General features: G+C 40.9%; 20 protein-coding genes and 1 pseudogene. 12 read left to right on the top strand and 9 right to left on the bottom strand.

From position 1 onward, the window contains the following. The first annotated feature begins 215 nt into the window (after nucleotides 1–215). Together CYLST_RS17400 and CYLST_RS36375 are read left to right on the top strand one after the other, a co-directional pair. Nucleotides 216–911 carry a YdcF family protein gene (locus CYLST_RS17400; RefSeq protein WP_015209031.1) on the top strand — a complete coding sequence of 232 codons (696 nt, stop codon included), beginning with the start codon at nucleotides 216–218 and terminating at the stop codon, nucleotides 909–911. A 227-nt stretch (nucleotides 912–1138) separates the two neighbouring features. Continuing rightward, nucleotides 1139–1264 carry a hypothetical protein gene (locus tag CYLST_RS36375; RefSeq protein WP_015209030.1) on the top strand — a complete coding sequence of 42 codons (126 nt, stop codon included), beginning with the start codon at nucleotides 1139–1141 and terminating at the stop codon, nucleotides 1262–1264. A 5-nt stretch (nucleotides 1265–1269) separates the two neighbouring features. Here the strand turns inward: CYLST_RS36375 and CYLST_RS17395 are convergent, their stop codons facing one another. Together CYLST_RS17395 and CYLST_RS34630 are read right to left on the bottom strand one after the other, a co-directional pair. Further along, nucleotides 1270–1662: a hypothetical protein gene (locus CYLST_RS17395; protein ID WP_041233151.1), complete on the bottom strand. Its 393-nt coding sequence runs from the start codon at nucleotides 1660–1662 to the stop codon at nucleotides 1270–1272. A 94-nt stretch (nucleotides 1663–1756) separates the two neighbouring features. Continuing rightward, nucleotides 1757–1918 carry a hypothetical protein gene (locus tag CYLST_RS34630; protein ID WP_015209029.1) on the bottom strand — a complete coding sequence of 54 codons (162 nt, stop codon included), beginning with the start codon at nucleotides 1916–1918 and terminating at the stop codon, nucleotides 1757–1759. 150 nt (nucleotides 1919–2068) lie between these two features. Between CYLST_RS34630 and CYLST_RS17390 the strand changes: the two genes are divergently transcribed. The 5 genes and pseudogenes from CYLST_RS17390 to CYLST_RS17370 all read left to right on the top strand — a co-directional run bounded on the left by CYLST_RS17390 (nucleotide 2069) and on the right by CYLST_RS17370 (nucleotide 3741). Beyond that, nucleotides 2069–2845, top strand: a complete 777-nt coding sequence (locus CYLST_RS17390) for an Rpn family recombination-promoting nuclease/putative transposase (RefSeq protein ID WP_015209028.1) — start codon at nucleotides 2069–2071, stop codon at nucleotides 2843–2845. A gap of 29 nt (nucleotides 2846–2874) precedes the next feature. Then, complete coding sequence (locus CYLST_RS17385) at nucleotides 2875–3072, top strand: hypothetical protein (protein WP_041233150.1); 198 nt, start codon at nucleotides 2875–2877, stop codon at nucleotides 3070–3072. Nucleotides 3073–3078: 6 nt separating this feature from the next. Further along, nucleotides 3079–3300, top strand: a pseudogene (locus tag CYLST_RS17380) (Rpn family recombination-promoting nuclease/putative transposase); the annotation flags it as partial. Nucleotides 3301–3330: 30 nt separating this feature from the next. Then, nucleotides 3331–3516, top strand: coding sequence for a hypothetical protein (locus tag CYLST_RS17375; RefSeq protein ID WP_041233148.1), 186 nt, complete (start codon nucleotides 3331–3333; stop codon nucleotides 3514–3516). A 30-nt stretch (nucleotides 3517–3546) separates the two neighbouring features. Further along, nucleotides 3547–3741, top strand: a complete 195-nt coding sequence (locus CYLST_RS17370) for a hypothetical protein (RefSeq protein ID WP_041233147.1) — start codon at nucleotides 3547–3549, stop codon at nucleotides 3739–3741. A 39-nt stretch (nucleotides 3742–3780) separates the two neighbouring features. On the opposite strand, the gene CYLST_RS17365 is transcribed toward CYLST_RS17370, so the two are convergent. From CYLST_RS17365 to CYLST_RS17345, 5 genes are all read right to left on the bottom strand, one after another. Beyond that, nucleotides 3781–4341: a 5-formyltetrahydrofolate cyclo-ligase gene (locus tag CYLST_RS17365; protein WP_015209027.1), complete on the bottom strand. Its 561-nt coding sequence runs from the start codon at nucleotides 4339–4341 to the stop codon at nucleotides 3781–3783. Between the two features lie 16 nt (nucleotides 4342–4357). Further along, on the bottom strand, nucleotides 4358–5302 hold the full coding sequence (locus CYLST_RS17360) for a GDP-L-fucose synthase family protein (protein ID WP_015209026.1): 945 nt from the start codon (nucleotides 5300–5302) through the stop codon (nucleotides 4358–4360). 24 nt (nucleotides 5303–5326) lie between these two features. Beyond that, nucleotides 5327–6406, bottom strand: a complete 1080-nt coding sequence (gmd, locus tag CYLST_RS17355; RefSeq protein ID WP_015209025.1) for a GDP-mannose 4,6-dehydratase — start codon at nucleotides 6404–6406, stop codon at nucleotides 5327–5329. A 402-nt stretch (nucleotides 6407–6808) separates the two neighbouring features. Continuing rightward, the gene (locus CYLST_RS17350) at nucleotides 6809–7540 is read right to left on the bottom strand and encodes an undecaprenyl-phosphate galactose phosphotransferase family protein (RefSeq protein ID WP_015209024.1); all 732 of its coding nucleotides are present in this window, start codon (nucleotides 7538–7540) and stop codon (nucleotides 6809–6811) included. Nucleotides 7541–7643: 103 nt separating this feature from the next. Further along, nucleotides 7644–8795 (bottom strand): glycosyltransferase, encoded by a 1152-nt coding sequence (locus CYLST_RS17345; protein ID WP_015209023.1) that lies wholly within the window; start codon nucleotides 8793–8795, stop codon nucleotides 7644–7646. A gap of 270 nt (nucleotides 8796–9065) precedes the next feature. Here CYLST_RS17345 and CYLST_RS17340 point away from each other — a divergent pair, with 270 nt between their 5' ends. Both CYLST_RS17340 and CYLST_RS17335 read left to right on the top strand, forming a co-directional pair. Beyond that, nucleotides 9066–10004, top strand: a complete 939-nt coding sequence (locus CYLST_RS17340; RefSeq protein ID WP_015209022.1) for an NAD-dependent epimerase/dehydratase family protein — start codon at nucleotides 9066–9068, stop codon at nucleotides 10002–10004. Nucleotides 10005–10227: 223 nt separating this feature from the next. Next, nucleotides 10228–11115 carry an SMP-30/gluconolactonase/LRE family protein gene (locus CYLST_RS17335; protein WP_015209021.1) on the top strand — a complete coding sequence of 296 codons (888 nt, stop codon included), beginning with the start codon at nucleotides 10228–10230 and terminating at the stop codon, nucleotides 11113–11115. Here CYLST_RS17335 and pgsA read toward each other — a convergent pair. Beyond that, a complete protein-coding gene (gene pgsA, locus CYLST_RS17330) occupies nucleotides 11081–11617 on the bottom strand; it encodes a CDP-diacylglycerol--glycerol-3-phosphate 3-phosphatidyltransferase (RefSeq protein WP_015209020.1) in 537 nt (178 codons plus the stop codon). The genes CYLST_RS17335 and pgsA overlap by 35 nt on opposite strands. A gap of 110 nt (nucleotides 11618–11727) precedes the next feature. Beyond that, the gene (locus tag CYLST_RS17325; protein WP_015209019.1) at nucleotides 11728–12291 is read right to left on the bottom strand and encodes a Uma2 family endonuclease; all 564 of its coding nucleotides are present in this window, start codon (nucleotides 12289–12291) and stop codon (nucleotides 11728–11730) included. Between the two features lie 382 nt (nucleotides 12292–12673). Between CYLST_RS17325 and tumA the strand changes: the two genes are divergently transcribed. The 3 genes from tumA (at nucleotide 12674) to CYLST_RS17310 (ending at nucleotide 14976) form a co-directional block, all read left to right on the top strand. After that, complete coding sequence (tumA, locus tag CYLST_RS17320) at nucleotides 12674–12904, top strand: antitoxin TumA (RefSeq protein ID WP_015209018.1); 231 nt, start codon at nucleotides 12674–12676, stop codon at nucleotides 12902–12904. After that, complete coding sequence (gene tumE, locus CYLST_RS17315; RefSeq protein ID WP_015209017.1) at nucleotides 12894–13277, top strand: toxin TumE; 384 nt, start codon at nucleotides 12894–12896, stop codon at nucleotides 13275–13277. The genes tumA and tumE overlap by 11 nt, the downstream gene beginning before the upstream one ends. A 268-nt stretch (nucleotides 13278–13545) precedes the next feature. Next, nucleotides 13546–14976 (top strand): aspartate ammonia-lyase, encoded by a 1431-nt coding sequence (locus CYLST_RS17310; RefSeq protein WP_015209016.1) that lies wholly within the window; start codon nucleotides 13546–13548, stop codon nucleotides 14974–14976. Nucleotides 14977–15020: the final 44 nt, after the last annotated feature.

Genomic DNA, 15020 nt, shown 5'->3' with positions numbered 1-15020 from the left:
ATCATTTTGCCTTGGCAATGATGTTAAAAATACTGCATTGGTTGTTAACAAACAGTTCTCGGTTTATTTTGCCTTTTCCGGAAGACTAATCAGACGATCTGACGCTTTTATCAGCGTTATCTTCACACCCTCGATTACTTTTATAAGATAGCACCTTGCTGGTTTAATTGCATCACTGTTAGATAGTAGGCAACTAGGCTTTTCTTACATAATTCATGAAACGCAAATTTACCATCAAATCATCAATTTCCGTTAGCCGAAAATACCGTCTACTGTGGCAATCGTTACAAAAATTAGTTTGGGGTTTGTCTCTTCTCCTGGGCATTTGGCTAATTTTTACCACTATAACCTTAGTTTCTGCTTCTTCCCAGCCTGTAGATGGCTTTTTTGTGATTGGTGGCAGTATTCGCCGAGAAATCTACGTCGCTCAACAAGCAAAACAATACCCGCAAACCCCAATTTTAATTTCTCGTGGTTCTCAAGATCCTTGTATTTGGCTAATTTTTCAACAGGAAGCCGCAGAGTTACAAAAAGTTTGGTTAGAAAAGTGCGCCAATTCCACTTTTGAAAATTTTTATTATGGAACTCCAATTTTACACCACTGGGGGGTGCATAAGGTAAAACTGATTACCTCGCCAACCCATTTGCCACGAGCTAAATGGCTAGCTCAGATTCTCTTAGGATCTCATGGCATCTGGGTGGAACCAGATATTGTTCAAGAGCAAGGCATTCCTGCAAATGGTGAACATTGGCTAAAAACAGGGCTAGATGTAACGCGCAGCTTATTTTGGGCGGTTATCAGTCAAGGCATTCAGCCCCAATGCTCAGATATCACAAAACTAGCTGATGTGGATATGTCAGCTTGGGAGCAAAAAGGTTTTCACTGCGAACACCAAGCGGGGTTGCGGTAGACAATTCTGTATGGTTGTGTTATGAGTTGGTTTTAAGCTACGTATTTTTACGGTTAAAGCCTTGGCTTGGCATTGAAGATAAATTACCCAGGAATTGAAAAGGCTGAAGCGACGTTTTGTCAACCTTTCAAAGGTGATAAATTTCTCAGTTTTCGTGGTAAACCGCTCAATTGCACCGCCGATCACCGATGCTAGAATGAATATCAACTTTGGTTAGAGGTGTTGTCATGTCACTTCAAGAGCTTCAAGAGCAGGCATTCAGATTATCTGTGCGCGATCGCTTGACTCTCATAAATGTCCTTGTTAAATCTTTACAAACTATTGGACAGATTGAAGACTGGCAATATCTATAGCAATCCTATTTCATTTGTAAACAGTATTTTTTAAACGTATCCCTTCGGGAGCGGTCGGCATTACCGCAGAGGCGCAGAGGGCGCAGAGTCAGAGAAAAAAGAGATATGAATTGAGGCTTAGAAAGCAGAACATTTCTAGTATTATTCAAGCCACTATCACCACTATTTATACTCTGCCCTTTACCTATAGAATCTCCTACCCATTCAATATCAATTTGTTCTAATATTTCTGTTTGTCCTAGTAATTTTAAGGCAGTTTTAATATAAATTGAATCAGTTTCTCCTTCTGTTAAAACTAGAGGTTTAAAACCTTTTTCTACAGTAGCTTTTACTTCATCTTTAATTGCGTTAATTTTTTCACAATATCTAAAAAACATCCATTGACCATGTTCAGACATTAGATAGCTACAGTAATCTTCCCAAACCTGAACTGACCAATGATATAGTCTTTCTCGAAGGTATTTATCAGTAGGATTGTCTTCTAACGACGGCTTAAAAAGTCCTGAGGATAACTAATTTAGGAATTTCTTTATCATCAAATCCATAACCACACATCACCCAAAAACTACCAACAATGTTTTGAGGATACTCTTCAAGTAATGATTCTGCTCTTTCACAAAGAGTAACGCCAATTTTAGGTAAATGCACTGTCATTTTCAAAACTCCTACTAAAACGCAGAAAGGCAGACGAATATTATGTAATATATTAAGTAGCTTGGCGTAAATAATTCAAGGTTGGTAGTAAGGGCTTCAGCCCTTCTTTGAGGGCTAAAGCCCTCACTACGAGCTAATTTCAATCCACAAATGAAGACAGACACGATATTTTATACCCTGCTGCAAAATCTCCCCAGCGTTTTATTTGAATTACTGGAACAGTCCCCTGCACTGGCTTTGCACTACGAATTTTCCTCTGTGGAAATCAAAGAACTAGCACGTCGCATAGATGGCTTATTTTTGCCCAAAGCCGAGTACCCACAAGACCCGATTTATCTCGTTGAGGTACAATTCCAGCCCGATGATGATTTATACTGGCGGTTGATTACAGAAGCGTTTCTTTACTTAAACCAATATAAACCTCATAAAACATGGCAAGCTGTAGTTTTGTGGGCAAAACGCAGTCTTGACCCTGGTGTACCGCTTGCATATCAAAGTTCACTAGCTGCTGGGCAAATTCATGTAGTTTATTTAGATGAATTAACCGATACATCATCCTCAATTGGTTTGGGAATTATTAAACTAGTAGTAGCTTCTGAAGATGAAGCTGTACAAGAAGCAAGAACTTTGTTAAATCTGGTGCAACAGGCAGATACGGCAAACAGTCGGAATGTTTTAGAATTAGTAGAAAGGATGCTCGTTTATAAGTTTTCATCCTATAGCCGTCAGGAGTTGGAAGCGATGTTTGGATTAACAGAATGGCGACAAACTCGATTTTATCAAGAAGTTCAGGAGGAAACGAAGTTAGAGACGATTCCTCGACTGTTAAGGGAGGGACTAAGTGTAGAGCAAATTGCTCGTGTACTTGAGTTAAATATCGAAGTAGTACGACAAGCTATTGAAAAGCAAAGTAGAGAAAAATCTTAATATTGATATAGTTTCAATAGTTGGAAGCGATGTTTGGATTAACAGAATGGCGACAAACTCGATTTTATCAAGAAGTTCAGGAGGAAACGGAACTAGCGACAAAATTTAAAACAATACCCCGTCTTTTGAAAATAGGTTTAAGTGTAGAGCAAATTGCCGAAGCACTAGAATTAAATATCGAAGTAGTACGACAAGCTATTGAAAAGCAAAGTGGAGAAAAATCTTAATCTTGATATAGCCGTCAGGAGTTGGAAGCGATGTTTGGATTAACAGAATGGCGACAAACTCGGTTTTATCAAGAAGTTAGAGAAGAAGTTAAGCAAGAAACCAAGCTGGAAGCAATACCTCGTCTTTTGAAAATGGGGTTAAGTGTAGAACAAATTGCCGAAGCACTAGAATTAAAAATCGAAGTAGTACGACAAGCTATTGAAAAGCACAGTGGAGAAATATCTTAATCTTGATATAGCCGTCAGGAGTTGGAAGCGATGTTTGGATTAACAAAATGGCGACAAACTCGATTTTATCAAGAAGTTCAGGAGGAAACGAAGTTAGAGACGATTCCTCGACTGTTAAGGGAGGGACTAAGTGTAGAGCAAATTGCTCGTGTACTTGAGTTAAAAATCGAAGTAGTACGACAAGCTATTGAAAAGCAAAGTAGAGAAAAATCTTAATCTTGATATAGCCGTCAGGAGTTGGAAGCAATGTTTGGATTAACAGAATGGCGACAAACTCGATTTTATCAAGAAGTTCAGGAAGAAACGAAGCTGGAAGCAATACCTCGTCTTTTGAAAATGGGGTTAAGTGTAGAACAGATTACCGAAGCGCTAGAATTAAAAATCGAAGTAGTACGACAAGCTATGGAAAAGCAAAATAGAGATATTTTGAATATTGATTAATATAATATCCATTTATCTAAATTTAAGCGATGAGCTAATTCATCCATTTTCCGTGATCACAGTTTGTAAAGGTTTATCCCAACTATCAACGGGAAGTTGAGGTAAATGGGCAAAATCAAAAACTACGCCCATAGTAGGTTTTTTAGCCCAAGCTGGAGAACTCAACAAACGGTCATAATATCCCCCACCATAACCTAGGCGATATCCTTGGACGTCACAACCCACACAGGGAACGAGAATTAAATCTATTTCTTCTATATCAATTCTTGGCGCTTCTGGGTGTGGTTCAGGAATACCATAAGCACCTGTATTAATAGCGTCGTCAGGTTGCCAAAAATGCCAAGCTAGGGATTTACCGATGCAGCGGGGAAAACCCCAACGTTTATCAGAGTTGGTAAAAAGTAAACTTAAATCAGGTTCTTGACGAAAGCTGAAAAAACAGAGAATGGTATTTGCTTGATGAAATAAAACTGAGTTTTGTAAATTAGCGGAAATGCGATCGCTCTTTTGTCTCCATTCAACAACAGACATTGATTGACGAGTTTTGAGCAGGGTGCGGCGGAGTTCTGCTTTATTAAATTTTTCATGGTTCATGAACATTTGCCGCACCTGATAACTAACTAGCGTTTTGACGATACCACTCAATGGTATTCTTTAACCCTTCCTCAAAGCCTACCTGAGCCGTAAAACCAAAAGCCTCCTTTGCCCGTTCAGTATCTAAACGGCGGCGCGGTTGACCATTAGGCTTGTCGGTTTCCCAGATAATTTCCCCTTCATACCCCATCAATTTCGCAATCAGATTAATCAAATCACGGATGGAGATTTCATCACCAGTTCCCAAATTAACCGGTTCAGGGTCGCTATAGGATGTTGTACCCATCACAATTCCCCTAGCGGCATCTACAGAATACAGAAACTCACGGGTAGGAGAACCATCACCCCAAACGGGGAGTTGCTTTTCTCGCTTAATTTGAGCTTCATGAACTTTGCGAATTAACGCCGGAATTACGTGGGAGCTTTTGGGGTCAAAGTTATCTTCAGGCCCGTATAGATTCACTGGTAGTAAGTAAATACCGTTAAAGCCATACTGCTGACGATAAGATTGCAGTTGGACTAAAAGCGCTTTCTTGGCAACTCCATAGGGGGCGTTAGTTTCTTCTGGATAACCATTCCACAGGTCATCTTCTTTGAATGGCACTGGGGTAAATTTGGGATAGGCGCAGATAGTGCCGACACAAACAAATTTTTCTATTCCAGCTTGATAAGCAGCATGAATCAGGTGGGTGCCCATGATCAAGTTATCGTAAAATAACTCTCCGGGTTTTTGCTGGTTGAGACCAATACCACCGACGTGAGCTGCTAGGTGAATGATAATGTCTTGCTGGTCAACTGCACGTTGGCTATTTTCCCAAACCCGCAGATCACAATCACGCGATCGCGGTACAGTAATTTTCTCACTGTCAGCCCCAGCCCGACACAGCTGATCTATCACCTGACGACCTAGAAACCCTGATCCACCTGTGACCAGAATCCGTTTATTTTGCAGTTCTAAGGCTGTCATATTTTTTATCCTTATTGGTGTGAATCAGAAGTGAAGAGCACCTAGTTCTTGACGAACAGTAGCCATATCTTGGGGCAGTAGTAAACCATTTCCATTAGGTGAAGTGTGACCTATTGCTTGTAAGTCAGCTTCCACCATCAAGGCCACAAGCTCCTTAAAAGTTACTGACGTTTTCCAGCCTAACTTTTGCTGTGCCTTTGTCGGATCACCAATTAACAACTCAACTTCCGCAGGACGGAGATAACGCTCATCAAATTCTACATAATCTTGCCAATTAAGATTTACATAACTAAATGCCAGTTCTAGGAACTCTTTGACTGAGTGGGTTTCGCCAGTAGCAACCACATAATCATCTGGCTGGTCTTGCTGCAACATCAGCCACATTGCCTTAACATAATCTTTGGCATAGCCCCAATCCCGCTTGGCATCAAGATTACCCATATAGATATTTTTCTGTTTACCTGCAACGATGCGAGCAACGGCTCTAGTTATTTTGCGGGTGACAAAGGTTTCGCCGCGTCTAGGCGATTCGTGGTTAAAGAGTATACCATTGCAAGCAAACAATTTATAAGACTCACGATAGTTGATTGTTTGCCAGTGGGCGTAAACTTTAGCACAAGCATAGGGGCTGCGGGGATAAAACGGCGTTGTTTCACTTTGGGGAACTGCTTGGACTAAACCATACATTTCTGAAGAACCCGCTTGGTAGAACCGCACCTGAATTCCTGTGCGTTGCTGGTAGTCCCTAATTGCTTCTAGCAACCGCAGGGTTCCCATTCCTACCGCATCAACCGTATATTCCGGTGAATCAAAGCTTACCCTGACATGGGATTGAGCACCCAAGTTGTAAATTTCTGTTGGCTTGACTTCTTCTAAAATGCGGCGCAAGGTTGTCCCATCCGTCAAGTCACCATAGTGCAGAAACAACCGCACACCCTCTTTGTGAGGGTCTTCGTAAATGTGATCGATGCGATCGGTGTTGAAGGTAGAAGTCCGGCGAATAATGCCGTGAACTTCATAACCTTGTTCTAGTAAAAACTCACTCAGGTATGAACCATCTTGACCGGTGATACCAGTAATCAACGCTCGCTTTGGTTGCGTCATGCTAAATTATCCCTTGTTAACGGTGGTTAAAAAGTTACAGGCAATCTGATATAAATTAACAGTTAATTACTCAATTGCCTAATGGAAACCCTAAGGGTATTAGTTGTTAATAGAAATATGCTGTAAATAAGTATACTTAAGGAAATGTAATTTAACAAGTAAGGTCTAATTAGAGAAAATAGTACATATTAAGGCTTTATGTATAAAAATATTAATCTTTGCTAAAAATTTATCTATTTTTGGGTATTGTAAAGGCTGAATAAAATTTATCTTTTTTGCTAGAAGAAAAATTTCAATATCAGGGCACTGAGGTGGCGTGTTTGCTGCCCCTATTCAGTCTCCATACAATAATTGGTATCCGGGGGCATGAGTTGCCCCACAGAATCAACCTTGAGTAGCTTCTCAGTACGCCCCGTTGTTTTTGGGTATAATAACCACGTCAATTGTTTTCAACATGATCCATAAATCGAGCCAAAAGTTCCTAAATTTGACATAATGTAGGTCTATTTGGACTCGCCGGGGGTACGGAATATCATTACGCCCTGACACTTGCCACAAACCGGTGATTCCGGGACGGATTGTTAAAATCTGATCGATGTGACAACCGTATTTTGGTAATTCCTCCGTTACTAAGGGTCGCGGACCGACGACACTCATATCCCCTTTTAAAACGTTCCAGAACTGGGGGAATTCATCCAAACTGGTAATTCGTAAGAATCGACCAATTTTGGTAATTCGGGGGTCTTGCTTGAGCTTAAAACTGGTCTCAAATTCTTGCCGCATTTCCAGGGATGTTTCCATCATTTGCACGAGAATTTCGTCTGCGTTGCTCACCATTGTGCGGAATTTAATACAATTAAAGCGTTTATAGTTTTTACCAACCCGTTCTTGGACATAAAAAATCGGACCTTCTGAGCTGAAAGCAATCAGCAAGGCCAAGATTAAGTAGACGGGGAAAAACAACATCAAGACCGATAGCGAAAATACAATATCAAACAGTCGCTTGGCAAACTCTCCGTTTAAACCCTGTAAAGACAAACCTTTGGGTTTTACCTTCGGTGTCTTTGTTTTTTGACCACGTTTTAAGAAAGTACGCGATCGCTTGCCGGAGAGGAGTGAGCTCTGGGCAGTCATCATACTCCTTAAGAATCCACACCACACATAGTCCCAATCTTAAAGCCAAAAGGCAGTGCTTCTGGGGGGAAATTTCCAAAAGCCTAGAAAACTCATCCAAAAATCAAGCCCATGCTTTCCAGAAAGGTCTTTTTTCTTGGCATTTATTTAAAAAATCGAAGTAACGCTCTGCAAAGACTTGCCCAGAAAACTGGGTGGCGTGTTCTCGCGTATACTCAGGATTGAAAAAGTCCTGATACACTTCAAACTTTTCTACTGCCTCCACTAAAGCTGCCTCTGTTTGCACCCTAAAAAATATTCCTGTCCCTGTATCCGCGCAGACGCGAATATCTCGCACCGTTTCTAGAGCACCTCCTGCACCGTAGGCAATAACTGGAGTTCCACAAGCTTGTGCCTCCACTAAGGCAATGCCAAAATCTTCACAAGCCGCATAGACAAATGCCTTGGCACTGGCCATATATTTTTTTACCACATCATCGGGAAGCCATCCCAGTATTTGGATATTAGCATTTGCCATGGAGCGAATCTTGTTCATTTCTGGTCCTGTACCAATGACTACCAAAGGTCGTTGTAGTCGGTTAAAAGCTTTGACAATTAAGGATACTTGCTTGTAACTCACTAACCGGGAAACTGTCAGGTAAAAATCCTCTTTTTGGCTAAAAAAGGGCAATCCCTCCAGATTAACTGGTGGGTAAATGACTGTTGCTTCTCGCCGATAGCAACGCCAAATCCGCCGAGCTGTATGCTGTGAGTTGGCAATAAAGTAATCAACGCGATTTGCACTCAATACATCCCATTGACGCAACTGATGCAGTAAGTACCTTGTCACCCACCCAGCTAAACCACTCCCCAGCTTGCTTTGGCGTAGATAATCGAAGGTTAAGTCCCAGGCATAGCGCATAGGGGTGTGGCAGTAGCAAATATGTAGCTGATTGGGAGTGGTTAGGACTCCTTTAGCCACAACGTGGGATGAAGACAAAATTACGTCATATTCCCGTAAATCCAGTTGTTCAATCGCTAACGGCAACAAAGGCAGATATTTTTGGACACCTTTGCGGGCTAATGGCAAGTGCTGGAGAAAAGTCGTGCCAATCTGACGCTGATATAAATAACTTTCAGGATTGCTGGATTCAAAATCGATGAGGGCGTATAAATCAGCATCAATGTGATTCAAAATTTCCCGGACTACGAGTTCTGAACCACCCGTGGCTTTAGGTGTCAGCCACTCATGAACCAGAGCATATTTCAAGGGCACAGCTAACTTTAATGGGTGGCAAATACTTGGGTAGGTTTGATGGTTAACTGAAAAGTTTCCCAAAGTGATGAATGAATGGGTTGCACCCCAGATTAACCCGAAGACGTAATCCTACTAAAAGAGGTTCCATCAGCGATGCTGCAACCTGATAATCTCAGATTGGGTAATAGGTAATGGCTAATAGGTAATGGGCACTGGGAAGGCTTTTCCCTGTTTCCTGTTTCCTGTGCTCTATCCCTTGACTTCAACTGACATAGGAATTGGGAACTTATGCGAATTTTGATTATTGGTGGCACTCGGTTCATTGGTGTCTACCTGACTCAACAACTGGTGGAAGCTGGACATGAGGTGGTACTGTTCAATCGTGGTAATCGTCCAGCACCTTCCTTACAGGGAGTAGGACAAATTATAGGCGATCGCACTGATGCCACCGTGCTAAAAGCCAAGTTAGCACAAGAAACGTTTGATGTCATTTTTGACAATAACGGACGGGAACTTACTGATACTCAACCGCTGGCAGAAATTTTTCAAGGACGTGTACAACATTTTGTGTATATGAGTTCGGCGGGGGTGTATCTTAAATCTGACCAATTGCCCCATGTAGAAGGCGATACAGTTGATCCTCAGAGTCGTCACAAGGGTAAGCATGAAACGGAAGCTTACCTGACGCAACAGGGATTGCCTTTTACTTCTATTCGTCCGACCTACATTTATGGCCCCCGGAACTATAATGAGTTGGAAAGCTGGTTTTTTGATAGAATTGTGCGCGATCGCCCTTTGGCTATTCCCGGTAATGGGATGCACATCACCCAGCTCGGTCATGTCAAAGATTTAGCTAAGGCCATGACTCAGGTGGTGGGCAACAAAAAGGCAATTGGACAAATTTATAATATTTCAGGCGATCGCTTTGTGACGTTTGATGGTTTAGCCCGTGCTTGTGCTGTCGCTGCTGGTAAATCACCTGATGCTGTGAAAATTGTCCACTACGACCCGAAAAAGTTTGATTTTGGCAAACGCAAAGCTTTTCCTATGCGGGTACAGCATTTCTTTGCGTCAGTAAATAAAGCGCAAATAGAATTAAACTGGCAACCTGAGTATGATTTAATTTCTGGGCTGAATGATTCACTTGAAAATGATTATTTGGCATCTGGGCGAGACAAAGCTGAAGTGGATTTCTCTTTAGATGAAGAAATTTTAAACGCTGTGTAACAATTTTCCCGACTTCTTAGAGAAGTCGGGAATTTGAGGCTGATATTTTATCTGGATTGATCCCCAATTCGCGCAATTTCGCCGCTAAGATTTCAACAGTTAAAAGGAAGATTTTTTCCTCGTACTTGGGAAAGATGCGATTGATTGTGCCTTGATTATTTAATATAAGTTGTTTGTCTTAATAAAAGACAGATAAATTATTCTTTATAAATGGTGTTGTTTGATGAGCCAAGTTTTGCAATACCCACACCAAAACGTGCTGAAGGCACACGCTAGCTTGGGCGAAGGTCCTGTTTGGGATTCAACCCAAAAGCTACTTTACTGGGTCGATATTGATAATCATCGGGTGCATCAGTTCAACCCGGAGACTGGGAAAGACTCGTTTTTTGATGTGGGAGATGTGGTTGGTGCGATCGCTAAAGCTGGTGTTAATAGATTAATTATGGCACTGCGCCACCGCTTGGCATTCCTCAACACTCAAACAGGTGTAGTTACTCCCATTGTAGATATTGAGACGGATTTACCCAATAACCGTTTTAACGATGGTAAATGTGATCCTCAAGGACGCTTCTGGATTGGTTCGATGTCTTCGTCTTCTCAAAAAGGTCAGGCTAGCCTTTATCGCTATGATCCTGATCATTCATTACATAAAATGGAAACGGGGCTGACTGTCTCCAATGGTCTGGGGTGGAGTCCCGATCAAAGGAGATTTTACCTGACGGATTCTCCTGAGAAAAAGATATATGCTTACAACTTTGACTCAGCCACAGGTAGGATTAGCGATCGCCAAATTTTTGTTAATTTAGCTGGTGAGTCCTTTTATCCCGACGGGTTAACCGTAGATATTCAAGGAAATATCTGGTCAGCAATGTGGGATGGAGGCTGTGTAATTTGCTTTAACCCCAAAGGTGAAGAGATATCGCGGATACAAATACCCGTAAAGATAACCACCAGCTGCACCTTCGGTGGTGAAGATTTGCAAACACTTTACATCACCACCGCTTCAGTTGGGCTGAGTGAAGATGAGATAGAAAAAAACTTCTATGCTGGTGATTTGTTTGCTGTCCAGACTGATATTAGCGGATTACCTGCGTCTGAGTTTCTAGGCTAGGTTTTTCTGGTAACAGATAAATTCCTCCAGAGATTAACGTCAAAGCGACAGATAGCCAAAAGGCAATTAGGGTGGGAATTTGCCATAATTCTGATAAGGGTGCCATCAAAAGCGCGATCGCGATGATTTGACTGACCGTTTTGAGTTTACCCCAAATATTCGCCCCGGTGATCGTGGTTTTGTTTACCCGCCAACCTGCGATCGCTAATTCTCGCCCTAAAATTAAAAATACTCCCCAAGCTGGCACTTTTCCTAATTCCACCAAAACCAATAAAGGTGCAAGTACCAATAATTTATCTACTAAAGGATCAAGAAATTTACCTAAATCAGTAATTTGGTTAAGTTTTCTCGCTAAATAACCATCTAACCAATCAGTCAACGCCGCAATTAAAAATATTGTCAAACATATCCATCTAGCTTGGGGTGTGGGATTGTATAAACCATAAAGTAAAAATGGTATCCCCAAAAGTCGAGAAAATGTAATCCAATTGGGTATGTTCATAAAAATATAAAATTCAAGACAGTTTAAAACGGGGATTTAGACTCTTTAATTTAAGATAAAAACACTAAAAGGGCTGATTTATTGATTTCGCCATTATTTCTTAATAAACTCTACAACTTCAACCAATCAAATAATTGTCCTAAAGTCAAATGTAAATCACTAACAAATTCGGGGACTGGCAATATATCTTCGGCATTTTCTAAAAAAATCGGTTGCTGGTGACTTGGATAAACTAAAACATTATATTCTTCGGGGTCAATTAACCAACCTAAGCTAGTACCGTGATTTAAACAATGTAAAATATTTTTGGTGGGTTTAGTTGTACTTTGTTCAGGAGAAAGTATTTCAATAGTCCAGTCTGGATAGGTATTAAAGACATTGGCAATATTGCCTTTTTCATCTACAGGGATTCTCTGCCATGTAAATACTGCAACATCTGGAACAATTGAACGTCCACCAAATGTACAGCGTAATTCTGGTAAAGCGAGGGCGATTTTTTGAGGTTTGACTACACTATTAATATTGGTAACGGATTCACCTTGAAGTCTACTATGTTTACCTTGTGGCATAGGTTTTTGAATTATTTCTCCGTTGATATATTCACTTGCTGGTTTGGTTTCTGGTAGTTTTAAAAATTCTTCTAAAGTTAAATTACGAGTTGGTGTTGTAACCATAATATTTTACCTCCCAGTGTTCAACTTCCAATGTACCCTAAAGTAGGGACACAGCATTACTTTGTCCCTACAAATCTATGATTACTGGATAATTTATTTTTTGGTATTTCCTTAGACCCAAAGGCAAAACAACGTACTATTACATTGTATAATTTATTTTAAATGCCTCGTAAATGTATGGCATTTTATGAATAAAACTTTACAAATTAGTACTATTCTGAGAGAACGTTACAAAATCACCGATATTTTATCTAGCAATACTGGTTTATTGTGTGGGTGTTGGTTTGTAGGGGTTTAGCAAATATCCGGTATTTTTTAGATTTTGAGCTTATGTTAATATAAGAATTAATCCAATTTTTGAGATACTGATTGAAAAGAACTAATGCGTAAACAAACAATTCAATATACATCACCATTAGATGCCTTAGTTGCTGTTACCAAGCGACTGAGTGTGTATGAAAATCAGCAAAAAATGGATTCTGAAGAATTTTTCTATCAATATAATCAAGGCATATTATCAGATGATTCCCTATTTATAGAATGGGCAAACGATTACCGTCACTACCTTGAGTTGCGTCAGGAATTAGAGCAAAGATTGAATTATGCTGCCTAATATTTTATCTGATTACCTCAATCAACTTGAGCAGGCAGTTCTTCTGTACAGTGATGTTTATGTTGAACGATATGAAGAAGAAAATTTGACTCCAAACCGAGCTAATTTAAGAATTCGATTGCGTTTTAATCAGACACATTTACTAGAAATCAATGAAGCTATCATAGTCGCAGATAATCAATTAGAATTTCTCGATTACCGTTACTATTTTCAGAATGCACATAATCACCTAATCTTTCGCTATGATAGCACACCTCACTTTCCTGATCTGCCCAATTTTCCCCATCATAAACACTTGCAGGATGAAGTTATTTCATCTGAAAAACCTGATATTGCTCAAGTTTTGCAAGAAGCAAATGAATTATTAATTTAAAATTTACTATCAGCCGAAATACCTTAAAATGAGATTATTTTGGGTTTCCATTATCCCAGTAAATGAGGTTTTAGAGAGTTTGCTATGGCTTAATTAACCAGAATATTCTAGGGTTTAGGATTGCGGTTTACCCCTAGATTTTGGGGTTGAAGGTGCGTTAGGGAACGCACCCTACGTATTTGGGAAATATAATATAAAAATTTCTAGATTAGGCTTTTAGTGTACTTGCATGGGATGATCTGTATTTTGAGATTATCCAAACTAGACTATGACTGATAATTCTGATTTTCGCATTGAACGGGATTCGATGGGCGATCGCCAAATTCCTGGTAGCGCTTATTACGGAATTCAAACTTTGCGGGCGATGGAAAACTTCCCCATTAGTGGACTCAAGCCTTTGCCCACTTACGTAGATGCTTGTTTGATTATCAAAAAAGCCACCGCCATCGTTAACGGTGAATTAGGTTGTATTCCCCAAGATATCAGTGTGGCGATTGTCAAAGCAACTGAAGAAATACTTTCTGGGAAGTTGCGTGATCAATTTGTTGTGGATGTTTATCAAGCTGGTGCGGGAACTTCTCACCACATGAATGTTAACGAAGTTCTGGCAAATCGGGCGCTGGAAATTCTCGGTGAGGAAAAGGGGAATTACAAGCGGGTTAGCCCTAATGATCATGTTAACTATGGGCAGTCTACTAATGATGTGATTCCGACAGCAATTCGCATCGGTGGCTTATTGGCCCTTGCTCATACATTACACCCAGCTTTAGAAAAGGCGATCGCATCCTTAGAAACAAAAGCGATCGAATTCCAAGATATCGTCAAATCTGGCAGAACTCACCTCCAAGACGCTGTACCAGTGCGTTTGGGCGATAATTTTCAGGCTTGGGCGCAAATTCTCACAGAACACCAAAACCGCATTTACACTGCTTCTGGAGACTTGATGGTGTTGGGTTTGGGCGGAAGTGCAGCGGGAACAGGAATGAATACCCATCCTCTATATCGTGCCCGTGTGGTGGAAATTCTCTCCCAATTGCTGGAAACGCCCCTAGAACCTGCGCCCCACCTGATGGCGGCCATGCAAAGTATGGCACCTTTTGTCAATGTTTCCGGGGCTTTGCGGAACTTAGCCCAGGATTTAGTCAAAATATCTCACGACTTGCGGCTGATGGATTCGGGGCCAAAAACTGGTTTTAAAGAAATTCAATTGCCCCCGGTGCAACCCGGTTCCTCAATTATGCCAGGGAAATATAACCCGGTGATGGCAGAAATGACATCAATGGTGTGTTTTCAGGTGATGGGATACGATAATGCGATCGCCCTTGCTGCCCAAGCTGGACAATTAGAATTGAATGTAATGATGCCGCTGATTGCCTATAACCTAATTCACAGTATCGAAATTCTCGGTAATACGATCGCCGCCCTCACCGAACGCTGCATACTCGGAATTACCGCCAACCGAGAACGCTGTTTAGCTTATGCAGAAGGTAGTTTAGCTTTAGTTACCGCCCTCAATCCCCACATTGGTTATCTCAATGCTGCGGCTGTGGCTAAAGAATCTTTAGAAACAGGTAAATCTCTGCGGCAGATTGTTCTAGAACGCGGGCTAATGGATGCAGCAGAATTAGCAACAGTGTTAAATTTAGAACAAATGAGCGGGATTTTGCCTCTCATGTCAGAATCGGACAAAGTTGACTAAAAACAAAGTAAGAAAATCGCAAAAAGCAGCAATTGTCCTTGACT

Origin of the sequence: Cylindrospermum stagnale PCC 7417 (assembly GCF_000317535.1) — a bacterium.
GTDB classification, from domain to species: Bacteria; Cyanobacteriota; Cyanobacteriia; order Cyanobacteriales; family Nostocaceae; genus Cylindrospermum; species Cylindrospermum stagnale.
The sequence above is the reverse complement of the archived record's forward strand: the minus strand, read 5'-3'. Positions and strand labels throughout refer to the sequence as shown.